Below are 18,862 nucleotides of genomic sequence, written 5' to 3' on the forward strand. Positions count from 1 at the left end.
CAGCCGCAAGACGATGACTGTAAGCCAAATCCTCAAGCGGCTAAAGCACCAGCCGCATCAGCGGCCTACCGGGCTTGCGCTCCAGAAGCCTCTCGAACCCGGCCTTCTCGAACACGCGCGACGAGCCGACGAACAGCCCGATCGAACGCGAATCGCGCGACAGATCGATCGGGCAGGCTTCCAGCAGCCTGGCGCCATTTTCGCGGGCAAAGGCGATGCCGCCGTCGACAAGTCGATGAGTGATGCCCCTGCCCCGCGCCTTGGCGCGAATGAAAAAGCAGGAGATCGCCCAGACGTTCGGGTCTTGGGCATCCGCGGGATCGACAGGCGCCGAGCCCCGGCCTTGATTGTTCCATTCGGGCACGTCGGCGCGCGGGCCGACCTGCATCCAGCCGACGGCCTTGCCGTCCTCGAAAGCCAGAAGCCCGGGCGGCGGGCCGGCTTCGATGCGCGCCTTGATGTGATCCTTGTTGCGCTCGCGGTCGCTCGCCCGCCGCTCCGCCGGGGTCAGCCGGAAATGCGTGCACCAGCAGCCGTAACAGGCGCCCTGCTTGCCGAAGAGATCCTCGAAATCGGTCCAACGCTCAGGACTCAGCGGTACTATGGTCGTGCTCATACGTTCTCCCCAGGCCAAGCTTGTTGCCGGCCCTGCACTGTCGTACCATTGCGGTTGTTCTCTTTATGTTCGCAGCGATGACGGCTCCTGTCAACAATCCCGAACACGGCTTTTGTCGCGACTGCCTGGCTTCTCAGCGCAGCGAGACGCGCCGTTGCGAGCGCTGCGGCAGCCCGCGCCTTGTCCGTCATCCGGAACTCTACCGGCTGGACATCGCTCACATCGACTGCGACGCTTTCTATGCCGCCATCGAAAAGCGCGACAATCCGGCGCTGAAGGACAAGCCGCTGATCGTCGGCGGCGGCAGGCGCGGCGTCGTCTCCACTGCCTGCTACATCGCCCGCATCCAGGGCGTGCGCTCGGCGATGCCGATGTTCAAGGCGCTCGAGGCCTGTCCCGAGGCCGTGGTGATTCCGCCGAACATGGAAAAATATGTCCGCGTCGGCCGCGAGGTGCGCGCGCTGATGCAGGCGCTGACGCCGCTGGTCGAGCCGCTGTCGATCGACGAAGCTTTTCTCGACCTCGCCGGTACCGAGCGGCTGCATGGCATGCCGCCGGCGCTTGTGCTGGCCCGCTTCGCACAGACCGTCGAGAAGGAACTCGGCATCACCGTTTCCGCCGGTCTCTCTTACTGCAAGTTCCTCGCCAAGATCGCGTCGGACTTCCGCAAGCCGCGCGGCTTTTCGGTCATCGGCGAAGCGGAAGCGCCAAGCTTTCTTGCCGGGCAGCCGGTCACGCTGATCTGGGGCGTCGGCAAGGCCTTGGCCGCGACGCTCGAGCGCGACGGCATCCGCACCATTGCCCAGCTGCAGCGCATGGAGCGCGGCGAACTGATGCGGCGCTACGGTGTCATGGGCGACCGGCTCTACCGGCTTTCGCGCGGCGAGGACGACCGCCGCGTCGACCCCGACGGCGATGCCAAGAGCGTGTCGGCCGAAACCACCTTCGACAACGACATCGGCTCGCTGGCAGAATTGGTGCCGGTGCTGCGCGGCCTGTCGGAAAAAGTCTCGGCGCGGCTGAAGAAATCCGGCATTGCCGGGCGCACCGTGGTGCTGAAGCTGAAGACGCAGGATTTCAAGCTGCGCACCCGCAACCGCCAGCTTGGCGATCCGACACGGCTGGCCGATCGCATCTTCCAAACCGGGCTCGATTTGTTGCGTCGCGAGACCGACGGCACGAAATTCCGCCTGCTCGGCATCGGCGTCAGCGATCTTTCCGACGACGGGAAGGCCGATCCGCCGGATCTGGTCGACGTCCAGTCGCGCAAGCGCGCGATGGCCGAAACCGCGATCGACGAGCTGCGCGACAAATTCGGCAGGAAGGCCGTCGAGACCGGTTACACCTTCGGCAAGGGCCGTGCTGCCAACCCGCCCGAGCCGCTCGAGGACTGAGACCGGCTGGCATTCATGGGCGGCTTGATCAGGTGCGCTGCAGGTCGATCCGGCTCGTCACCATGGTCTTGCCAGTTTCTGGATCCGTGTCGGTCACCGTCAGCCGCATGCTGTCGCTGCCGGTCTTTTCGACGGTCAACTGCGCTTTGCGGTCGCCATTGACCTCCTTTGCCCAACGGATGCCGAGATTGAGCGCGTTGCCCGAGCGGCTGCCGTTCAATTGCGCCGGCCCGGTACGCGAGCCGATATAGACGCCGCTATAGCCCCTGCCGGTGGCCTTCAGATCCGCGCTGATCTCCCGCGTCATCAAGATCAGCCCGCGGCATTTGCCGTCGAGCGACAGCGAGGTCGAGGTAGCGCCGGATTTGAAGTCGCAGGAGATATTCACCGTCGGCGCATTCGCGCTCACCTTGAAGGTGCCGTTGCCGGCGAAGCTGCCCTGGAACGAGCGCAGGAAATCTGCATCGTCGGCGTAGGCGCTCGCGGCAGTCATCAGGCAGCCGGCGAGAACGAGCGGAACCACTGGTCTCATCGAAATTCTCCCCCGTTGGAGCCGAAACGCGCCTCCTGGCCTCGGAAGGCGCAAACAGACTCAGGAACGCAAGCGATCTTGGCAGGTTCCCCTGCCGATATCACCCGGTTGGCGTGAGGGTATTTTAAGACCGGCAGCGCTCAGGCCGAGAGCGCGGCCTTCACCCAATCCAGCCGCGCTGCCGGCACCAGCCCGTAATTATAGAAGTTGAGACCATCGACATCAGCTGTCCGCGCCGGGCTGACCTTCGCCGCTAGCAACTGCGGACCCGCCATTTCCGGGTAAAAAAGCCGGTAGCCGGTGCCGAGAAATTTGCCGGCGCCGAGCGCGCGGCCGTCCGTCACCAGGCTTGCGACATCCTCGGCCTGCATGTCATAGGCGCAGAAGATCGCCCCGTCGCAGACCTTGCCGACAGCCGCCAGATCGCAGCCACCCAGCCAGCCTTCCTTGAGGTCGATGATGAGGACCTTGGTGACCGGATGCGCCACCTCGCGCAGCTCGGCGATCAGACTGGTCACCGGCTCGAAGCGCCAGACCAGATAGGCGTGTAGCTCCGGCCATGGCCCGAAAACCTCGAGTCCGCTCGCTGGAAAACCGGGGAAGCGCCGCTCCGGCACTGCGCGCTCGCAGGTCTCGACAATCCATTGCCGGACGAGCGCTCGCGCCGGTTCGGCGTTGACCCCGGCTTTGGCTGCGCGATCGACACAGGAGGGACAGAAGCACAGCGACAGCAGGAAATCCTCCTCGGGCGTCAGGCCGACGCCGTCCTTTTCGTGATGGTACTCATGGGCAAATCCCATGAAGGAAGGGCTTTCGAGTTCGATCCTGTCCGGTTTGTAGCCGTGCGAGATGTCCGCAACCAGCGCCCGGACATAGGCGCGCGCGTCGGGATGCGAGGGACAGAGATTGTAATAGTTGGGATCGCCGAAGGCGTTGCGAGTGACCGCCTCGGGATGAAGCATGCCGAGGCGGGTGTTGTGCAGGCACACCGTCCAGCAAGAGACCCCGGGGCCGCCCTGTTCCCGCCGGCGGACGAGTTGGCCAAGCACGTCGCCGCCTTCGCTGATCACATCCGCGACCTTGGGCTGGATGGCGAGGTCGGCCCATCGCGCCGCTGACGGCTTGAAATAGATGGTGCCATCCTCTGGAAAATAGGCTTTTCGCCGCGGGCTACGCGGCTGCAGGAAGCGACCGGCATGATAGGAGGTGGCCAGGCTGATCATGTTGAGGCCGGCGCGCTGGACAATATCGCGCTCGACCGTCTCCAGGCCGAGATCCTGAATGTCCCAGGGATAGGTCCACATCGAAAGCTGCATGCTCATCCTCGGTTCTTCGTCCCTTCCGGGCCGGCGTCAGCCTTCGACCGGCTCGGCCACTTGCATCAGGCAGTCGCCCGCCTCGCACATGGTGTGCAGCCGGCGCGACAGCACGATGCCGCTTTCGGAGAAACGCATCGCCTCCTCGGCAAGCTCCAGCCGTTCGAGATCGTGATACCATCCCGCCAGCTGGCCAGCACTGACGCTGTCGCCGAGGCGGACCGCAGGCTCGAACCAGCCGCGCCGCGTCGAGTAGATGCCCTGGCTGTGCCTCGACAGCGAAAGCAACCGCGTCGGCTTCGCCGGCTCTGCGTCCGATGTGAGCACCGGCGCCGCGACCACGCCCAGCTCGACCATCAGGCGATCGAGCGCGCGAGCGGTAAGCGTCATCGAATCGACGGTAGCGGTTCCGCCGCCGCCGAATTCGCCGCTGACGCCGATGGCGCCAGCCCGGCGCGCGGCACCCATCGAGGTCGGCGAGGCCTGGCCGTTGTCTGCGACGAAGCCGAACGGCATCCCGAGCGCGCGCATTAGCTCGACACCCCGCCGATGGCGCGCGGCATCGGCATTGCGCTCGACCAGCGCCGTCGGCAGATGCTCCATCGAGGTGCCGCCCGAATGGATGTCGAAGACGACATCGTGACGGGGAAACAGTTCCGTTTCCAGGAAATGGGCGAGCCGACTGGTCGGCGTGCCCGTCGGATCGCCCGGGAACGCGCGGTTGAGGTTGCCGCCGTCCAGCGGCGAGCAGCGCTTGGCGGCCATAACCGCCTGCGTATTCGCCATCGGCAGGATTGTGATGCGACCGCTGATTGCGGCCGGATCGAGCCGGCGGATCAGCTTGGCCAGCGACAGCTCGCCCTCATACTCGTCGCCGTGGTTGCCAGCCATCAGCAGCAGTGAGGGACCCTTCCCGTTGCGAATGGTGCAGATCGGTACCTTGACCTGGAAATAGGGTGAGCGGTCGACCGAGAACGGAATGCTGAGATAGCCGTGCGTTTTGCCTTCGCGGTCGAAATCGAGCGTGTGGACAAGGCCGGTATGCATGCTGTCCTCTCAGACGGCCGCGACGGCGGTGACTTCGATGCGCAGGTCCGGGTCGGCCAGACGCGCTTCGACGCAGGCGCGTGCCGGCAGGCGCTCGGGATCCACCCAGGCATCGTAGATCTTGTTCATCGCGTCGAAATCGCCGATCTGCGGCAAGAAGATGTTGACCGCCACGAGCTTCGACTTGCTGCTGCCGGCCTCATGCAGCAGCGCCTCGACTTTGGCCAGAACATCGCTGGTCTGCGCTTCGATGCCCCCCTTGCGGTCGTTGGCGACCTGGCCGGCTATATGCACCATGCCGCCATACACCACCGCCTGCGACATGCGAGAGCCGGACTGGAAGTATTTGATCATCTCGGATCCTTTCGAGTTCTTTTTGGAGGCCTGGTCAGCCGAAATAAGTCGGAATGGCATGGGCCACACGACCGGTCTCATCCACACCGAAAATAACGCGATAGCGGTCGAAGCAGGTGCAGGGATGCGAAATGCCGAATTCGATGACGTCGCCGACCGCGATGTCGTCGCCAGGCTGGAGAGCCAGGAAGGCATGCTGATCGTTGAGCTTGACTACCTGCGATTTCTCAGGTGAAGCCGGCAGCGGCTCGCCCGAACGATACACCCTGAGCGGCTTGGGAAAACCCTGGTCGAAGGAGACGTCGCGCATGCCCATGCCGCAAATGACGAGATCAGGTTCCGGCCGCGAAAGCACTTCGGCCCAGACACGCAGGACCGGACGGAAAGAATTGCGCGCCGAGGCGGTGGCGCCGCCGAGCTCGAAACCGCTGCGGCTGTCGACCGCGCTAAGCGATCGGTCATAGACGCCGTGGTCGTGAAAGAAGATGGCACCGCTGCGCAGCACCAGCGTCGCCTTGCCGTCCTGTTCGACCAGCGGCGAAAGCGCCGCCACCACCCTGTCGAAGAAGACCGACCCGCCGGCCGTCACGACCAGGGGAGCCTCGCCGCCGAGGCGAGCGCGGAGCCTGAGGAACATGTCGCCCACCGATGCCAGCAGCGCAGAGACCGCTTCATCGGTGCGCAGCGAATCAGGCTGAGCGGCAGCACCTTCATAGGTGCCGACGCCGGCAATGCGCAGCCGTCCGCCGGTCGCAGCGACGGCATCGGCGATTGCTTCGGCCTCGGCCGTGGTTCGTGCGCCGGCCCTCGCCGCGCCGAGCTCGACCAGGACACGCAACGGCGGGAGATCGGCAGCTGCCCGCCACGCATCCGCCAGTGCCCGCACGGCCGCGACCGAGTCGGCGAAGACATAGAGCTCGGCATCCGGCCACGCGCCAGTCAGTTTCGCGAGCCGGCCTGCACCACCGGCGCCGCCGACCTCGTTGGCAATGATCAGTCTCGAGAGACCCGCCTTCAGCATCACCGTTGCCTGCCTTATATCGGCGACCGTCGTGCCCCAGGCACCGGCCTTGACCAGCGAATGGGCGAGATCCGGCGCCATCGGCGTCTTGGCATGCGGCGCGACCGCAGCGCCCTGCTCGCGCGCATAACGCAGGAACAAGTCGCGATTTGAGGCGAAGGCCGCTTCGTCAAGGGTGAGCAGCGGCAGCGACATGCGGCCATCGGCCGGATGCCAGCCTTGCTGTCCGGCCAGGCTGGAATCCAATCCGGACGTGCCGGGGGGCACGCCACGGATACGATCGTCGAGCATGAAATTTTCATGCACGACAAGCGATTGGGCCGGTGTGTTCTCGCTCATCCGATGCTAACCCTTCCGTCGCCGAACAATGGCTCAACCGATTGCCGGCCAAGGCCTGAGGGAACCGCGTGCCAAATCCCTACTCCGGACCCATCATCGACGCCCATCACCATCTCTGGGATCTCAGCCTCGGCCGCCATCCCTGGCTGACCGCCTCTGCCGGCGAACGCGGCGGGCTCGGCGAGCTTGATGCCTTGCGCCGCAACTATCTGCCTGAGGATTATCTGCGCGACGCCGCCCGGCACAATGTCGTCGCCAGCGTCCATGTCGAAGCCGGCTGGGCGAGCGACGACAGCGTCGGCGAGACCCGCTGGCTCGAGACGCTCGACAAGTCGTGCGGCGTAGCGGCGCGCTACGTCGTCCATGTGCCGTTGGCGAGCCACAACGCGGCGGAGTTGATCGAGGCGCAGGCCGCGTTCGACCGCGTCATCGGCATACGCGACATTCTGAGCTGGGACCCTGATCCCGCCCGGCGCTTCGCCGCTCGCGACGGCATAATGGACGATCCCGCCTGGCGCGCCGGCCTTGGCTCGCTCGCCCGGTACGGGCTCTCCTTCGACCTGATGGTGTTTCCACGCCAACTGGCCGAGGCAGCGCACCTCGCCGCGGCCTTTCCCGACCAGCAATTCGTCCTCAACCATTGCGGCAGCCCGATCGACCGTGATCCCGAAGGCTTGCAGAGATGGCGAGACGGGCTGCGGCGGCTGGCCGAGCGCGACAACGTCGCCATCAAGATATCCGACCTGGTCGCTTACGATCATGACTGGACGCTCGAAAGTCTGCGGCCGATCGTTCTGCATTGCATCGACTGCTTCGGCATGAAGCGCGCCATGTTCGGCTCCGACTTCCCGGTCGCCGGCCTGCACGCCTCGTTCAATGAGGTATATGACAGCTTCAAGGTGATCACCGCCGATCTTTCCCGGGACGAGCAGGCGGCGCTGTTCTTTGGCAACGCCGCTCGCATCTATCGCCTGGACGCCGGGTCATCGCCGGGCTTGCTCCCTGCCTGAGAGCAGCAGGAGCCCGAGGATGAGCGAACCGAACAGGATGCTGCGCCAGCCGGGCGATGCATTGACCACGGTGATCAGCGCAGTGATCGTCACCAGCAGGATGGCTCCCGGGATGGTGCCGGCATAGGTGCCGAGCCCGCCGAGGATCGAGGTGCCGCCAAGCACCACTGCGGCGATCGAGGCGAGCAGATAAGGATCGCCGATCCCGACATAGCCCTGCCCGTTCATGCCGAGCACCAGCACGCCCGCGAGCCCCGCCGTGAATCCGCTGATGCCGTAGACGGCCAATGTCGTGGAAATGATCGGCACGCCCGATAGCGAAGCCGCAAGCGGATTGGCGCCCATGGCGAAGATGCGGGCGCCGAAAGGCGTTGCATGCATCAGCGTCAGCACGAGCACGGAAACCGCGATCCACAGCAGGATGCCAGCCGGGATGCCGGCCGGCCGCGCATTGCCAAGCCAATGAACCAGCGGGTTCTCGGCGGTGACGGCACTGCCGCCGGCAATGATGATCAGCAGACCCTGCAGGAATGTCGCCATGGCAAGCGTCATGATCATCGGATGGACTCGCAGCAGCGCCACGCCTAACCCGTTGACCACGCCGATAGCTGTGGTCAGCGCAAGCACCGCGAGCACGGAGGCAAGGCCGGTCGGATCGGCCTGCCATGACAGCAGCGGCAGGCTGATGGCGCTGACGGTGACGATCGCTGCCACCGAGAGATCGATGCCGCCGGCGATCACCACGAAGGTCTGCCCGGCCGCCACGAGGCCGATCACCGCGCCAAGTTCTACCAGGTAGCGCAGATGTCCGTAGGCGCCGAAGCCGCGCGATGCGAAGCTCGCCGCGATCCAGACTGCGACGACGATGGCAAGGGTAAGGGACGGTCGGCTGGTGAGGATCGCCCTGGCGCGTCTGCCGCCGGGGCTATCGGTCCAGGCTGTCATTGCTGCACCTTGCGGAATTGCGGGATGGCGACCGCGCCGATGATGATCAGCCCTTGCGCGACATACTGCGCTACCGGGGTGAAGCCGAGGAAGAACATCACGCTAATCATCAGGCTGAGCAGCAGGCTGCCGGCGAGCGCGCCTCGCATGGTGCCCTGCCCGCCGAGAAAGCCAATGCCGCCAAGCACGGCAGCGGCAATGGAATTGAGCGTGAAGGCGGTGCCGATGACCGGATCGCCAGAGCCCGTTTGCGCGGCGACGAACAGCCCGGCGCCGGTCGACAAGAGGCCGCTGATCGCATAGGCGGCCACACGCGCCGCGTCGACCGGCACACCGGAACGGTAAGCCCCGACCGGATTCTCGCCGGCGGCATAGAGGCTCAATCCAAGCGGCGTGGCGAGATAGAGCTTCCACAGCAGGACGACCACCACCAGCAGCACGAACACCGCTGGCGTGTCGCCGGCAAGCAGGTCGGACAGCCAAGCCGGGATGGAGCCGCCAGGCCTCGGCAGGATCAGCAGTGCGGCGCCACCGATGATGAACGAGCCGGCGAGCGTCACCACGATCGCCGGCAGGCGCAGCCTGACCACGATGAAGCCGGTCGCGGCGCCGATGCCGAGCCCGGCAAGCGCCACGGCGGCCGCGCCGCCGGCGACGCCCAGCGGTCCGCCCATGGTGGTCGCGGCAATGACCGCGCCGAGGCTGACGGTCGCGCCGATCGCAAGGCTGATGCCGCCGGTGAGCATGAGGATCGCCTGCGCCATCGCCACCAGCGCCAGCGGGAACCAGCTCTGGGTGAACTTGGCAAAGCCGGAGACCGTGAACAGGCCCGGAAAAAGCACGGCATAAGCGATGAGAAACGCCAGCACGACCAGGAAGAGGCTGCGAACGCCGATGTTGCGGCGCGCCTGCACCTGCCAGTAGAGCGCGCCGTCGGCTCTCGCGGATGGAATGATGCTCATGCCGCCACCTTCCGCCTCTCTGCACCCATCGCCGCCGACACGATGGCTTCCTCGCTCAGCGCGGCACGCTCGAGCATCCTGGCGACCCGGCCTTCACGAACCACCGCGACGCGGTCGCATAGATGCACCAGTTCCGGCGTATCGGAACTGAGCAGCACGACCGCCTTGCCAGCGGCGGCGAAGGCGCGAAGCATCAGATAGATTTCGCGCTTGGTCCCGACGTCGACGCCACGCGTCGGATCGTTGAGCAGCAGCACCAGCGGATCGTGCGGCATCCACTTCGCCAGCGCGACCTTCTGCTGATTGCCGCCCGACAAGGCCTGCGCCGGACGCTGCAGGTCGCCCTTGATGGAAAGCTGGGCGGCGAGATCCCTTCCCTTCTGGCGTTCAGCCTTGCGGCTGCGCAGCTTCAACGACGGAAGCCTCGCGAGGGAAGGCAACATCATGTTGGTGATGATCGGATGAATAAGGTGGAGGCCCTCGCGCTTACGGTCGGCTGGCACATAGGCGAGCCCCAGCGCGTTGGCTTTCGGCACATTGCCCGGCAGGCCCGACACGCCGTTTACCGTCGCCGAAACCGTCCTCGCCGGGATGGCCCCATAAAGACCGAGCAGCAGATCCTCCTGCCCCTGACCGACCAGGCCGCCTATGCCCAGCACCTCGCCGGTCCCGATGTCGAGGTCGACGTCTTGCATCAGGCCGGCCGAGAAGCCGCGGACCGAGATGGCGGCGCCGGGCGATACCGACGGCTGCCATTTCGGAAAGAGATCGCCGGGGTCGCGGCCGACCATCAGGCGCACCAATCCAGTCGCGTCGGTTCCCTCCAGCGACCGGTCGGCCGTGCAGGTGCCGTCCTTCAGCACGGTCACATGCTGGCAGAGCGCCATCACCTCGTTGAGCCGGTGCGAGATGTAGAGAATGGCGACGCCTTCTCCACGCAACCGTCCCAACAGGGCGGTGAGGATTTTCGTTTCCGTCGCCGAGAGCGACGAGGTCGGCTCGTCGAGGATGAGCACGCGCGGCCGGCGATAGAGAGCCTTGGCGATCTCCACCATCTGCCGTCGCCCGAGGGATAGATTCCCAACTGGTGTCGACAGCGGCTCGTCGAGGCCGACAAGTTTGCATGCCGCCTTCGCCCGCGCGGCAAGCTCCTTGTAATCGACTAGCCCGAAGCGCTTGGGATAGGCGCCGATGCCGATGTTCTCGGCTATAGAAAGGCTGGCCGTCAGGCTGAGCTCTTGCTGCACGACGGCGATGCCGGCCCGCCGCGCGAGCGCTGGCGTCATGCGTGCCACGGCACGCCCATCGAGCTCGATGGTCCCGCTGTCCGGGCGCAAGGCGCCCGACAGGAGGTTGATCAAGGTCGACTTTCCGGCGCCGTTCTCGCCGAGCAGCGCATGCACGCGGCCCGGCTGGAGAGCGATGGAGACGTCGCGCAGGACGGGGTTGCCGAAGAACGCCTTCGACACCCCCCGCGCGGCAAGGAGCGGAGCCATGGTCAATGCTGCGACCTTTCCGGCCTACTTCTGCGCCAGCAGCTTCTTGAACAGCTCCTCATCGTAGGGCGAATAGATGTAACCGTCAGCCGGGAAATCTTTCGCCCGGGCGAGGTATTGATCGATGTTGGAATTGTCGATGACCGGCAGCGGAATCTTGACGAAGGCCGGCACGTCCTTACCCTCCAGCGCCTGGACCGCGGTGTAGGTGGCAAAGGCGCCGAGCCAGTTCGGCTGCATGGTCGCCCAGCTCTTCAGGCCCTTTTCCTTCCACAGCTCGAGGAACTGGCGCGCATTCTCGCCGGTGATCGGCACCTGGTCGCGGCCCTGCTTGTCGAGCGCGAGCACCGCACCGGCCGAGAGCGCGCCGCCGAGCGACAGGATGCCGTCGATCTCGGGATTGGCGAACAGCAAGCTGGTGACGGCTTCCTGGGCCGGCGCGACATTGTACGGCGTGTTGGTCTCGGCGAGGATTTTCACGTCGGGGTGGGCCTTGAGCTCGGCATCGGCGCCCTTGCGGCGATCGTCGCTGACTGAAACGCCGGCCGGGCCGTTGAGGATAAGGATCTTGCCCTTGCCGCCGATGGCGTCGATCAGGAACTTCGCGGCCTGGTCGCCCCACTGCGAGGAATCCGTGTTGACCTTGGCCGTCACCTGGTCGGTATCGACCAGGCTGTCGAAGTTGATGATCGCGATACCCTTGGCGCAGGCATCCGCGATCACGCGCGCCGGAGCGGTCGAGGAACCGGCGATCAGGATGATGGCGTCGACATTGGAATCGATCATCGACTGGATCTGCTGGATCTGCACATTGGCGTCGCCCTGGGCGTCGGTCACGACCAGCTTGTCGACCAGCCCCTGCTTCTTGAGCGCCTCGACCTCGGCTTCGATCGTGCCCTGGGTCTGCTTCATCCAGGTCGGCACGGAATAGATGTTGGCCCAGCCGATCGTATACGGCGCCTTGCGGTCGCCCTTGATGCACTTCGCGGCCGCATCGGCCTGCGAGCCGACACCCACGGCCAGGACGAGACCGAGGCAAAAGGCGCTGGCGGATACGAAAAACGATGACTTCTTCATGACGGTTCCCCTTCTGTAGCTCTTGTCCGGACGCGCGGAGTCGGGACGGCGAAACACCGCGGTCGCCGCGTCGCGGAAACCGCTTGTTCGTCGTCTGGACTTCTTCTGCCCGGCTCGTTAGTTTGTCCGATATTCCAGACAACGTGTCTGTATATCGGACAAACTGGATGCTAGACTGAGCCTTGACATCTTTCAAGCGTCTTGAGACGAGAGCCGAAAATGATTTTTGGGCGGCTGGCATGAGCGAAGGCGCAACTGGTTTGATCGAGGCAGGCGCCGGGGTGCAACCGCAGGCCGGTGAGCGCCGCCGCGGCATCGACCGCGTCATCATGCTGCTCGAGGCCCTGCTGAAGCATCGCGCGCCGATGCGCATCGGCGACATCGCAAAGATGATCAACGCACCCCGTTCGACGACCTATGAGATCGTCAACAGCCTGCTCGGAGCCGAGATGCTCGAAAATGTCGGGTCCGAGGGCTACGTCTATTTCGGGCGGGCGATGCACTTGTTCGGATGGGCGTACTCGCATCACAACGCACACTATCGCCGCATCCTTGAAACGCTGGACAGGATGGCGGCCGAGACCGGCGAGACCGTTCAGCTCTGTGGTCTGCGCGGCAACAAATATGTCGTTCTCGATTGCCGGGATTCTCCTGGCCCTTTCCGCATCTCGAGCGCTGTCGGCGTCGAGGTGCCGATCCCCTGGACGGCGTCGGGGCGGCTGCTGGTCGGCCATATGCAGGAGAGGGAACTCAAGGATTTCATTCCTGCCGCCGACTACGAACTCCCCGACGGTCGGGTCATTGCTCCCGACGAATTCTTCGCCGACGTCGACCTGGCTCGCCGGCAGGGCTTCAGCGAGACCTCGGCGCTCGCCGACCGTTTCACCTGGTGCATGGCGGCTCCCATCCGCGACAGCCACGGCGCCATCAACACGACGCTTTGCTTTGTGCTGCCGGTCGATACGCCGGAGCCGCGTCGCAACCAGTTGCTTGAGCTGCTGCGCGAGCGCGCCCGCGCACTGTCGCTCGCCGGAAGCTGAGCCGGAATGCGGCCGTCTGGCCCAGTCGAATGCCGCGACTACCGGTTGCGGCACAACGACGGTCTTGCGACATAGCGCCAATGGCACCCGCTCCCTCGATCACCAAGGCCGCGCTCTGGATGGCGCTGTCGATCGCCTCGTTCCTGGCGATGTCGGTCGCTGGCCGTACCGCGACGGCCGCGCTCAATGTCTTCCAGGTGCTGGAGCTGCGCTCGGTGATCGGCTTCTTCATCCTGCTGCCGCTGGTGCTGATGGGCGGCGGCTTTAGGGCGATGCGCACCCAGCGCCCGCTCGCCCACATTGCCCGCAACGTGGTCCATTATGCCGGCCAGGCCGCCTGGCTCTATGCGCTGACCTTGATTCCGCTGGCCGTGCTGATCTCGATCGAGTTCACGACCCCGATCTGGACGGCGATCCTGGCGGTGAGCTTTCTCGGCGAAAGGCTGTCGCGGGCCAGGCTGACGGCAATCGTGCTGGGGCTGATCGGCGTGGTGATAATCGTGCGTCCCGGCGTCGGCTCGGTCGATCCCGGGCATCTCGTCGTGCTGGGAGCCGCAATGTGCTTCGGCGTCTCGGTGGTCATGGTCAAGTCGCTGACGCGAACCGACAGCGTCGTACGCATCATCTTCTGGATGCTGATCATTCAGTCCGTGGTCGGCCTCGTCCCGGCGCTCTATGTCTGGCGCAACCCGGCAGTCGAACTGTGGCCGTCGATATTGGTGGTCGCCTTCACCGGCATGTCCTCCCATTTCTGCATGGCCCGCGCGCTCAGCCACGCCGATGCGACCGTCATTTCGCCGATGGACTTCCTGCGCGTGCCGCTGTCTGCGCTGATCGGATGGCTGCTTTACAACGAGCAGATCGATGTCTTCACCGCCGGGGGCGCCTTGCTGATCCTGACCGGCAATCTGCTCAACCTGCAGCGCAAGGCGCCTCAGCCTGCCGAAGTCGCGACCTCCTAGCTGCCAGGTCAGACGCCCGGTTGGGTTGCCTGCGAACTGGCGTCGGCGGGACCGTCATCACTCGCCTCATCGCTCAATCGTAGACGCCATCAAATAGAAGATCATTGTCGCCGCCGGCCTTGAAATGTCCGGCGTAAGAGCCCGCTGGCAGCAGCAGGGCTTCGCCCGCACCGTTGCGTAATGTTACGGTCTTTGGCCCGATCGCAAGGTGAAATGGCGGATCAAGCACGGTGCCGTCGATTTCGACCCGGCCCCGCAAAGGCGTTCCATCGGCGCTGTAGAGCGCATAAGTTCCAGCAATAGGAACATCAAAGATCTTCCGCTCACCGGGTTGCAGGCGGAAACCAGCGATCCTGAGGTTTGGCGCCACACGGACATAGCTGTTCAAAATCAGGGGCGCGACTACCGGATAGATATAGTCCATCCGGTAGGACCACAGGATCAGCTTCGGGCGAGACTTGCTAAGCACATTGTAAGCCTCGGAACGCCCGCTTTCCCGCAAGGTCGCGAGCACGTAGTGTTTGTCGAGCCACAAAGTTGTTGGCTCCATTCGATTGGGCAACATTCCTATGCCGTCGAAGTACCGCTCGTCGGGTGCAAGCAATGACTCCGCACGCGCCACCAGCTCAAGTTGGGCCGTATTGTCGAAGCGAAAGTAAAGCATATTGGCAACGAAGCTTATGGCCATCGCCGTGACCAAGGCTATCCACGCCAGGCGCAGATAACGCGCGCGGGCTGCGAGGCCGTCGAGCATCGTCAACGACCATAGCGACATGAACGGCAACGCCATGATGAACACGTAGGGCCACGGCTGGTCGTGCGCGAAGACCAGCACCGTGATGACGACAGAGAAGATCAGCGCAATTCGCCTCCGCTCGTCGAGCTTCATGATCTGTATCAGAGACAGAGCCATGCCGGCGAAACAGAAGACGTAAAGAACATAATTGCGCGCGAGCGTCTGAACCACGAAGCGCCTCAGCCCCCCGTAGTCACCGCCGCCGCGCGTTGCGACCTCAAGAGGGCCGAACACCAAGCTCTTGGCGATGGGAACAGGGTCGGCGCCGCCGAAGATGAAGCAATATGCGATTATAGGCAGAGTCCATCCCAGCACGAGCCATGCCCCGCGGACCATGCCTGCCAGGTAGCGTCTCATCAAAGCCGCGTCGGCGACCAGGCCAAGGCCTAGCGCAAGGTTGAAGTAGATTGACTTCTGCGTTGCGAGAAACGACAGGCCGCTCAAGGCGCCGGCAGCGACAAGCTGCCATCCCCTCAATTCACGGGCCCGTAGCACGACCAGCAGCGCCCCTACGGCGAAGAACACCGCCAGCGGTTCGGCGATAGTGCGAAAGATGCGCTCCATGAAATTCGAGAAGCACAAGAGGACGAGGACAATGGCCAAGGCACGAACCCGATCCTCCCCAAGCGCGCGAGCGCAGGCGTAGACCAAAGCAATGGTCGCGCATGCCAGCAACGCGGTCTGCATACGACCGACAAGCAGAATGGACGTGGCATCCCAACCGATCAGGTGAGCCAGCTTGTAAAAGGCGGTGGAACCGACCGCCTTGCTTGGCTGCACGGTGGCGAACAGCCCATTAAACAAATGCTTCGCGTATCCAAGCTGACCAAATTCGTCCATGACGAATCGGCAATTCCAAGCCAAGGCGAACAACAACGCGATCTTCAGTACGATCAAAGCGCGTAGAAAGATCGTTAAGCGGCGCGATCCTGCACCGAATAAATCAGTCAGACCTGCTTCTGATCGCATTCAATCCCGCCCTGGAATGAACCTCAGATTTAAGCGACGTTAATTAAGAAAATTGGCTAGGCCACACGGCCCAGACGTTTGGAACCCTGTTCGGTGTTCGTTGCTGGAAGGCCTCAAGCACAGGCCAGGGCCGAAAGCGCCTGAACTTCGGCCAGATGCGGACGCGAAACCGCATCGACCATGGCGAAGTAGGTCAAGGTTTGGCCACTCCTCCGCCTGCCAAGGTCAGCACGCCGAGCGCCGTTGCGCGCCAGTCGTACTGCGCCAACGCGTAACGAGCCATGGCGGCTCGCTCCTCGGAGGTGAGGGCAAGGCTGTCGATGGCATCGGCGCAACGCCTGGCCGACCCGTCGGGATCGGTGAGGTCGATGGCAACGCCACGCAGCCATTTGGCCGCGCCTGGGTCGGCACGGTTGCTCGGTTCGCCGCAGACGACAGGCAGCCCGCAGGCCATTGCCTCTTGAATAACGAGCGGAAAGCCCTCTCCGACGCTCGGCAACAGCAGGAAGTCAGCCCCCCGATAAAGGTCCGCCAGGGCCTGAGGGCTCTGGACACCAAGGTCGTGAACATTGGCAAGTCCCCATTTGCCGGGGTGGATCGGGCCGCTGCCGACCATCAAAAATGCGAGATCCTGGCGGAACGCAGCCAAAGCCCGCAGCACCGACAGTCCTTTCTTCTCGACGTAGCGACCAACGAAAAGAATGCGACGCGTACCCAGGGGGATCGAGATCGCCGCAGGGGCCTCCGGCACAGGCAGCGGGCCTGAAGCGGGATGAAAAATCGCACCGTCAACACCGTTGAACAGCAGTTGGAAGGGAATGCGCGCTGGCGTGCCCACAAGATCATGGCGCACGGTGTCGCTGATGAACACAACTGCGTCAGCGGCTCGGAGCATCGGGCGCGTGATGACGATGTTGGCTAGTGCCATCACGGAGCGGAGAATGCGCGAAGAAAAGGGGATGCCGGCGATATGCTGGATCAGCACCACGCGCTTGCGGAAAGCCTTCGACATCAGCAATGCCAGGATCGATGTCATGTACAGCGCATCGTGCACTACGACCGCATTGCTACGGTGCATTTCGCGGGCCAGCGCGCGAATCGCACGGACGCGCGCCAGCGGCATTGGCAGCCCAATGACCTTCTCGATTGGGTCGACGCAGGCAAGAGGGACCGCTTCAACGTCGCTTTCCGGCGGCTGATCGGCATCGCTGGCGGCCCAAACAGCCTGAACGCCCAGTTGCGTGAATTGTCGGCACAAATGCCCGGCCACACGCTCTATGCCGCCGCCGTGACCTTCATAGAAATGGCTGACGGTCAAAATGCGCATCGAACCGACCCATCAAGCGGGCTCGAAGCGCATTGTCACTTCGAGACGATTGGGAAACAGCAGTTGATGGATGCTTTTTCGATATTGCTTCGGCGCAGCGCGACGAGCAATGCGGTAGCCACTTTCGGTTGCTAACTTCCCCCATTCTGCCCGCTTCAAGTAGCGCGCCCAGATCATTCCGCCAAATGGGATATTGCCTATCGCATCCATTGCGGTGAGGCGCAGGTCGTCCAGCCTTCCGCAGCTTTCGTGATCCTTTATGTAAAGCGGACCATCAACCACGCGCCGAATTTCACGCAGCAAGTCCGTACGTGCTGTGACTGGAACGTGATGTACTACATTGTTGAGTGTCGCCGCATCAAAACTACGGTCCGCGAAAGGCAGGGTTTTGCCGTCATACTGCTTGGTCAGCACGCTCAGCGAAGGGCAGAAACGGTCAACCATGTCCACTGTCTGCACCTCATCCACCGGAAAGAGTTCGGCTATGGCTTGAGCGATCACCCCAGTGCCACCACCGACGTCGAGCAATTTGCAATGCTGCTTGTCCCACAGCTCGCGTAGACTATCGAGCATAACCGCCTGATAAGTCGGCGCCTTGTTTCGATAAAAGGCGAGGTGACGCGACAGGATGTCCTGCAGAAGCTTCGGATCGATCGGGCCCATTGCCGTGGCCAAGGTCATGGTCCCCCCGTCATCCAGCGGTTTGGCGTGGCGATAGCCCATCGACCAAGCAGGAAGTTCAGCGCCAGCATGCAGACCGAGGCAAGTGGCGAGGCGAACACCATCGGCAGGCCGGCCTGCTGATGCCAAAACCATATGGTGACAAATGCCAATGGTATGTTGGCGATCATTGCAATGACGTACCGTGCGAAGGTTATGGGAGCCAATGGTCGCCGAAAGGTGAATACGCTATGAAGCACATAGCCAGTGCCCGCCACGACGCAGAAGGACAACAGTACGGCCAGCCACAAACGTATCCCGACCCTGTCAGACAAGATGATGACCACGTTGTGCAGCGCGATGCAGATGCCGGCGATCACCATATAGGCGAAGGGCGTGCGCACGCTCATATCGCTGCCTTCCGAGCGCGGACCAAGAAAACGCAGGCATTGTCGTCGCGTATCTGGGCGGGCGTTAGACGATCTTCCAATTGAGCGCGCAGGTTCATCAACAGGGCAAGGAGCGACGCCAAAATTGCGCCTATGATCGGTAGGCGGCGAAGGAAGAAAGCAAAGCCCGTAAGGCGGATTAGCGTCGTGGTTGCCAAGGGCCCGGCAATCGCATGCACCTCTTCGACTTCGAGGCCGCGATCGGCAAGATCTACGACAAGTCCGGTGCGTGTCCAACGACGATGGTCCTCAGGGTGAGGGTGGTAGAGCCAGCTGCCGTGAGTAGACAACAACAGCACACCGTCATCGCGCAGCAATCTCCGAATCTCGGCGCAGTACGAGTCAAGGTCGCGCACGTGCTCCAGGACCTGTACTGAAAGCACTGCTCCAGCGATGCCATCTGCTAGTGGCACGCGGCCCTGCTCGTCAATTTTCAGGAAGCTGCCCTCGCCGATATCCGCGCCGCGATAGTCGATCTTCATTTCGAACATCATGTCAGCATAGGGCATGTCACCACAGCCGAGATCGACCATTAGTGTGCCCGGCCTAA

The 18,862-nt window shown here is 63.7% G+C and carries 19 protein-coding genes; 4 read left to right on the top strand and 15 right to left on the bottom strand.

Translation table 11 applies throughout. From position 1 onward, the window contains the following. Window positions 1-40: 40 nt before the first annotated feature. Entirely contained in the window at window positions 41-616 is a 576-nt protein-coding gene (locus P9254_RS02575) for a GNAT family N-acetyltransferase (RefSeq protein WP_067328128.1), read from the bottom strand. Window positions 617-681: 65 nt separating this feature from the next. Here P9254_RS02575 and P9254_RS02580 point away from each other — a divergent pair, with 65 nt between their 5' ends. Continuing rightward, window positions 682-2,010, top strand: coding sequence for a DNA polymerase IV (locus P9254_RS02580; RefSeq protein WP_127404287.1), 1,329 nt, complete (start codon window positions 682-684; stop codon window positions 2,008-2,010). Window positions 2,011-2,038: 28 nt separating this feature from the next. On the opposite strand, the gene P9254_RS02585 is transcribed toward P9254_RS02580, so the two are convergent. The 5 genes from P9254_RS02585 to P9254_RS02605 form a co-directional block, all read right to left on the bottom strand. Further along, window positions 2,039-2,542: a hypothetical protein gene (locus P9254_RS02585; protein ID WP_127404286.1), complete on the bottom strand. Its 504-nt coding sequence runs from the start codon at window positions 2,540-2,542 to the stop codon at window positions 2,039-2,041. Window positions 2,543-2,682: 140 nt separating this feature from the next. Then, entirely contained in the window at window positions 2,683-3,858 is a 1,176-nt protein-coding gene (locus P9254_RS02590) for a hypothetical protein (RefSeq protein WP_278054218.1), read from the bottom strand. Window positions 3,859-3,894: 36 nt separating this feature from the next. Continuing rightward, entirely contained in the window at window positions 3,895-4,905 is a 1,011-nt protein-coding gene (locus tag P9254_RS02595) for a succinylglutamate desuccinylase/aspartoacylase family protein (protein WP_278053881.1), read from the bottom strand. A 9-nt stretch (window positions 4,906-4,914) separates the two neighbouring features. Then, window positions 4,915-5,259 (bottom strand): RidA family protein, encoded by a 345-nt coding sequence (locus tag P9254_RS02600; RefSeq protein ID WP_067000282.1) that lies wholly within the window; start codon window positions 5,257-5,259, stop codon window positions 4,915-4,917. A 34-nt stretch (window positions 5,260-5,293) separates the two neighbouring features. Continuing rightward, on the bottom strand, window positions 5,294-6,619 hold the full coding sequence (locus tag P9254_RS02605; RefSeq protein ID WP_278053874.1) for an alanine racemase: 1,326 nt from the start codon (window positions 6,617-6,619) through the stop codon (window positions 5,294-5,296). Window positions 6,620-6,687: 68 nt separating this feature from the next. Between P9254_RS02605 and P9254_RS02610 the strand changes: the two genes are divergently transcribed. After that, complete coding sequence (locus tag P9254_RS02610; protein WP_278053872.1) at window positions 6,688-7,629, top strand: amidohydrolase family protein; 942 nt, start codon at window positions 6,688-6,690, stop codon at window positions 7,627-7,629. Here the strand turns inward: P9254_RS02610 and P9254_RS02615 are convergent. The 4 genes from P9254_RS02615 to P9254_RS02630 are packed head-to-tail and all read right to left on the bottom strand — an operon-like array spanning window position 7,603 to window position 12,109. After that, the gene (locus tag P9254_RS02615) at window positions 7,603-8,574 is read right to left on the bottom strand and encodes an ABC transporter permease (RefSeq protein WP_127248446.1); all 972 of its coding nucleotides are present in this window, start codon (window positions 8,572-8,574) and stop codon (window positions 7,603-7,605) included. The genes P9254_RS02610 and P9254_RS02615 overlap by 27 nt on opposite strands. Continuing rightward, window positions 8,571-9,536, bottom strand: coding sequence for an ABC transporter permease (locus tag P9254_RS02620; protein ID WP_278053868.1), 966 nt, complete (start codon window positions 9,534-9,536; stop codon window positions 8,571-8,573). Before P9254_RS02620 ends, P9254_RS02615 begins: the two co-directional genes overlap by 4 nt. Continuing rightward, on the bottom strand, window positions 9,533-11,032 hold the full coding sequence (locus P9254_RS02625) for a sugar ABC transporter ATP-binding protein (RefSeq protein ID WP_278053867.1): 1,500 nt from the start codon (window positions 11,030-11,032) through the stop codon (window positions 9,533-9,535). The genes P9254_RS02620 and P9254_RS02625 overlap by 4 nt, the downstream gene beginning before the upstream one ends. 24 nt (window positions 11,033-11,056) lie before the next feature. Further along, entirely contained in the window at window positions 11,057-12,109 is a 1,053-nt protein-coding gene (locus tag P9254_RS02630) for an ABC transporter substrate-binding protein (RefSeq protein WP_127403560.1), read from the bottom strand. A 239-nt stretch (window positions 12,110-12,348) separates the two neighbouring features. Here P9254_RS02630 and P9254_RS02635 point away from each other — a divergent pair, with 239 nt between their 5' ends. Both P9254_RS02635 and P9254_RS02640 read left to right on the top strand, forming a co-directional pair. Next, the gene (locus P9254_RS02635) at window positions 12,349-13,149 is read left to right on the top strand and encodes an IclR family transcriptional regulator (protein WP_278053864.1); all 801 of its coding nucleotides are present in this window, start codon (window positions 12,349-12,351) and stop codon (window positions 13,147-13,149) included. Between the two features lie 80 nt (window positions 13,150-13,229). Beyond that, window positions 13,230-14,111: a DMT family transporter gene (locus P9254_RS02640; RefSeq protein ID WP_127240814.1), complete on the top strand. Its 882-nt coding sequence runs from the start codon at window positions 13,230-13,232 to the stop codon at window positions 14,109-14,111. A 73-nt stretch (window positions 14,112-14,184) separates the two neighbouring features. Here P9254_RS02640 and P9254_RS02645 read toward each other — a convergent pair whose 3' ends face one another. The 5 genes from P9254_RS02645 to P9254_RS02665 form a co-directional block, all read right to left on the bottom strand. Next, window positions 14,185-15,876 carry a DUF7055 domain-containing protein gene (locus tag P9254_RS02645; RefSeq protein WP_278053861.1) on the bottom strand — a complete coding sequence of 564 codons (1,692 nt, stop codon included), beginning with the start codon at window positions 15,874-15,876 and terminating at the stop codon, window positions 14,185-14,187. A 193-nt stretch (window positions 15,877-16,069) separates the two neighbouring features. Continuing rightward, window positions 16,070-17,203 (bottom strand): glycosyltransferase family 4 protein, encoded by a 1,134-nt coding sequence (locus P9254_RS02650; RefSeq protein WP_127248452.1) that lies wholly within the window; start codon window positions 17,201-17,203, stop codon window positions 16,070-16,072. A gap of 12 nt (window positions 17,204-17,215) precedes the next feature. Continuing rightward, a complete protein-coding gene (locus tag P9254_RS02655; RefSeq protein ID WP_164748279.1) occupies window positions 17,216-17,884 on the bottom strand; it encodes a class I SAM-dependent methyltransferase in 669 nt (222 codons plus the stop codon). Further along, window positions 17,881-18,273 carry a GtrA family protein gene (locus tag P9254_RS02660; RefSeq protein ID WP_095826101.1) on the bottom strand — a complete coding sequence of 131 codons (393 nt, stop codon included), beginning with the start codon at window positions 18,271-18,273 and terminating at the stop codon, window positions 17,881-17,883. The genes P9254_RS02655 and P9254_RS02660 overlap by 4 nt, the downstream gene beginning before the upstream one ends. Further along, complete coding sequence (locus tag P9254_RS02665) at window positions 18,270-18,845, bottom strand: class I SAM-dependent methyltransferase (protein WP_197504263.1); 576 nt, start codon at window positions 18,843-18,845, stop codon at window positions 18,270-18,272. Before P9254_RS02665 ends, P9254_RS02660 begins: the two co-directional genes overlap by 4 nt. Window positions 18,846-18,862: the final 17 nt, after the last annotated feature.

It is taken from the genome of Mesorhizobium sp. WSM4983, assembly GCF_029625765.1.
In the GTDB taxonomy this organism is placed as follows: domain Bacteria; phylum Pseudomonadota; class Alphaproteobacteria; order Rhizobiales; family Rhizobiaceae; genus Mesorhizobium.

What these genes read in the sequence shown, in the direction of transcription:
- P9254_RS02650 (WP_127248452.1), bottom strand. Translation starts at nt 17,203, where the DNA reads ATGCGCATTTTGACCGTCAGCCATTTCTATGAAGGTCACGGCGGCGGC.
- P9254_RS02625 (WP_278053867.1), bottom strand. Translation starts at nt 11,032, where the DNA reads ATGGCTCCGCTCCTTGCCGCGCGGGGGGTGTCGAAGGCGTTCTTCGGC.
- P9254_RS02600 (WP_067000282.1), bottom strand. Translation starts at nt 5,259, where the DNA reads ATGATCAAATACTTCCAGTCCGGCTCTCGCATGTCGCAGGCGGTGGTG.
- P9254_RS02585 (WP_127404286.1), bottom strand. Translation starts at nt 2,542, where the DNA reads ATGAGACCAGTGGTTCCGCTCGTTCTCGCCGGCTGCCTGATGACTGCC.
- P9254_RS02590 (WP_278054218.1), bottom strand. Translation starts at nt 3,858, where the DNA reads ATGCAGCTTTCGATGTGGACCTATCCCTGGGACATTCAGGATCTCGGC.
- P9254_RS02635 (WP_278053864.1), top strand. Translation starts at nt 12,349, where the DNA reads ATGAGCGAAGGCGCAACTGGTTTGATCGAGGCAGGCGCCGGGGTGCAA.
- P9254_RS02580 (WP_127404287.1), top strand. Translation starts at nt 682, where the DNA reads ATGTTCGCAGCGATGACGGCTCCTGTCAACAATCCCGAACACGGCTTT.
- P9254_RS02665 (WP_197504263.1), bottom strand. Translation starts at nt 18,845, where the DNA reads ATGGTCGATCTCGGCTGTGGTGACATGCCCTATGCTGACATGATGTTC.
- P9254_RS02630 (WP_127403560.1), bottom strand. Translation starts at nt 12,109, where the DNA reads ATGAAGAAGTCATCGTTTTTCGTATCCGCCAGCGCCTTTTGCCTCGGT.
- P9254_RS02645 (WP_278053861.1), bottom strand. Translation starts at nt 15,876, where the DNA reads ATGCGATCAGAAGCAGGTCTGACTGATTTATTCGGTGCAGGATCGCGC.
- P9254_RS02620 (WP_278053868.1), bottom strand. Translation starts at nt 9,536, where the DNA reads ATGAGCATCATTCCATCCGCGAGAGCCGACGGCGCGCTCTACTGGCAG.
- P9254_RS02615 (WP_127248446.1), bottom strand. Translation starts at nt 8,574, where the DNA reads ATGACAGCCTGGACCGATAGCCCCGGCGGCAGACGCGCCAGGGCGATC.
- P9254_RS02655 (WP_164748279.1), bottom strand. Translation starts at nt 17,884, where the DNA reads ATGACCTTGGCCACGGCAATGGGCCCGATCGATCCGAAGCTTCTGCAG.
- P9254_RS02660 (WP_095826101.1), bottom strand. Translation starts at nt 18,273, where the DNA reads ATGAGCGTGCGCACGCCCTTCGCCTATATGGTGATCGCCGGCATCTGC.
- P9254_RS02605 (WP_278053874.1), bottom strand. Translation starts at nt 6,619, where the DNA reads ATGAGCGAGAACACACCGGCCCAATCGCTTGTCGTGCATGAAAATTTC.
- P9254_RS02640 (WP_127240814.1), top strand. Translation starts at nt 13,230, where the DNA reads ATGGCACCCGCTCCCTCGATCACCAAGGCCGCGCTCTGGATGGCGCTG.
- P9254_RS02595 (WP_278053881.1), bottom strand. Translation starts at nt 4,905, where the DNA reads ATGCATACCGGCCTTGTCCACACGCTCGATTTCGACCGCGAAGGCAAA.
- P9254_RS02575 (WP_067328128.1), bottom strand. Translation starts at nt 616, where the DNA reads ATGAGCACGACCATAGTACCGCTGAGTCCTGAGCGTTGGACCGATTTC.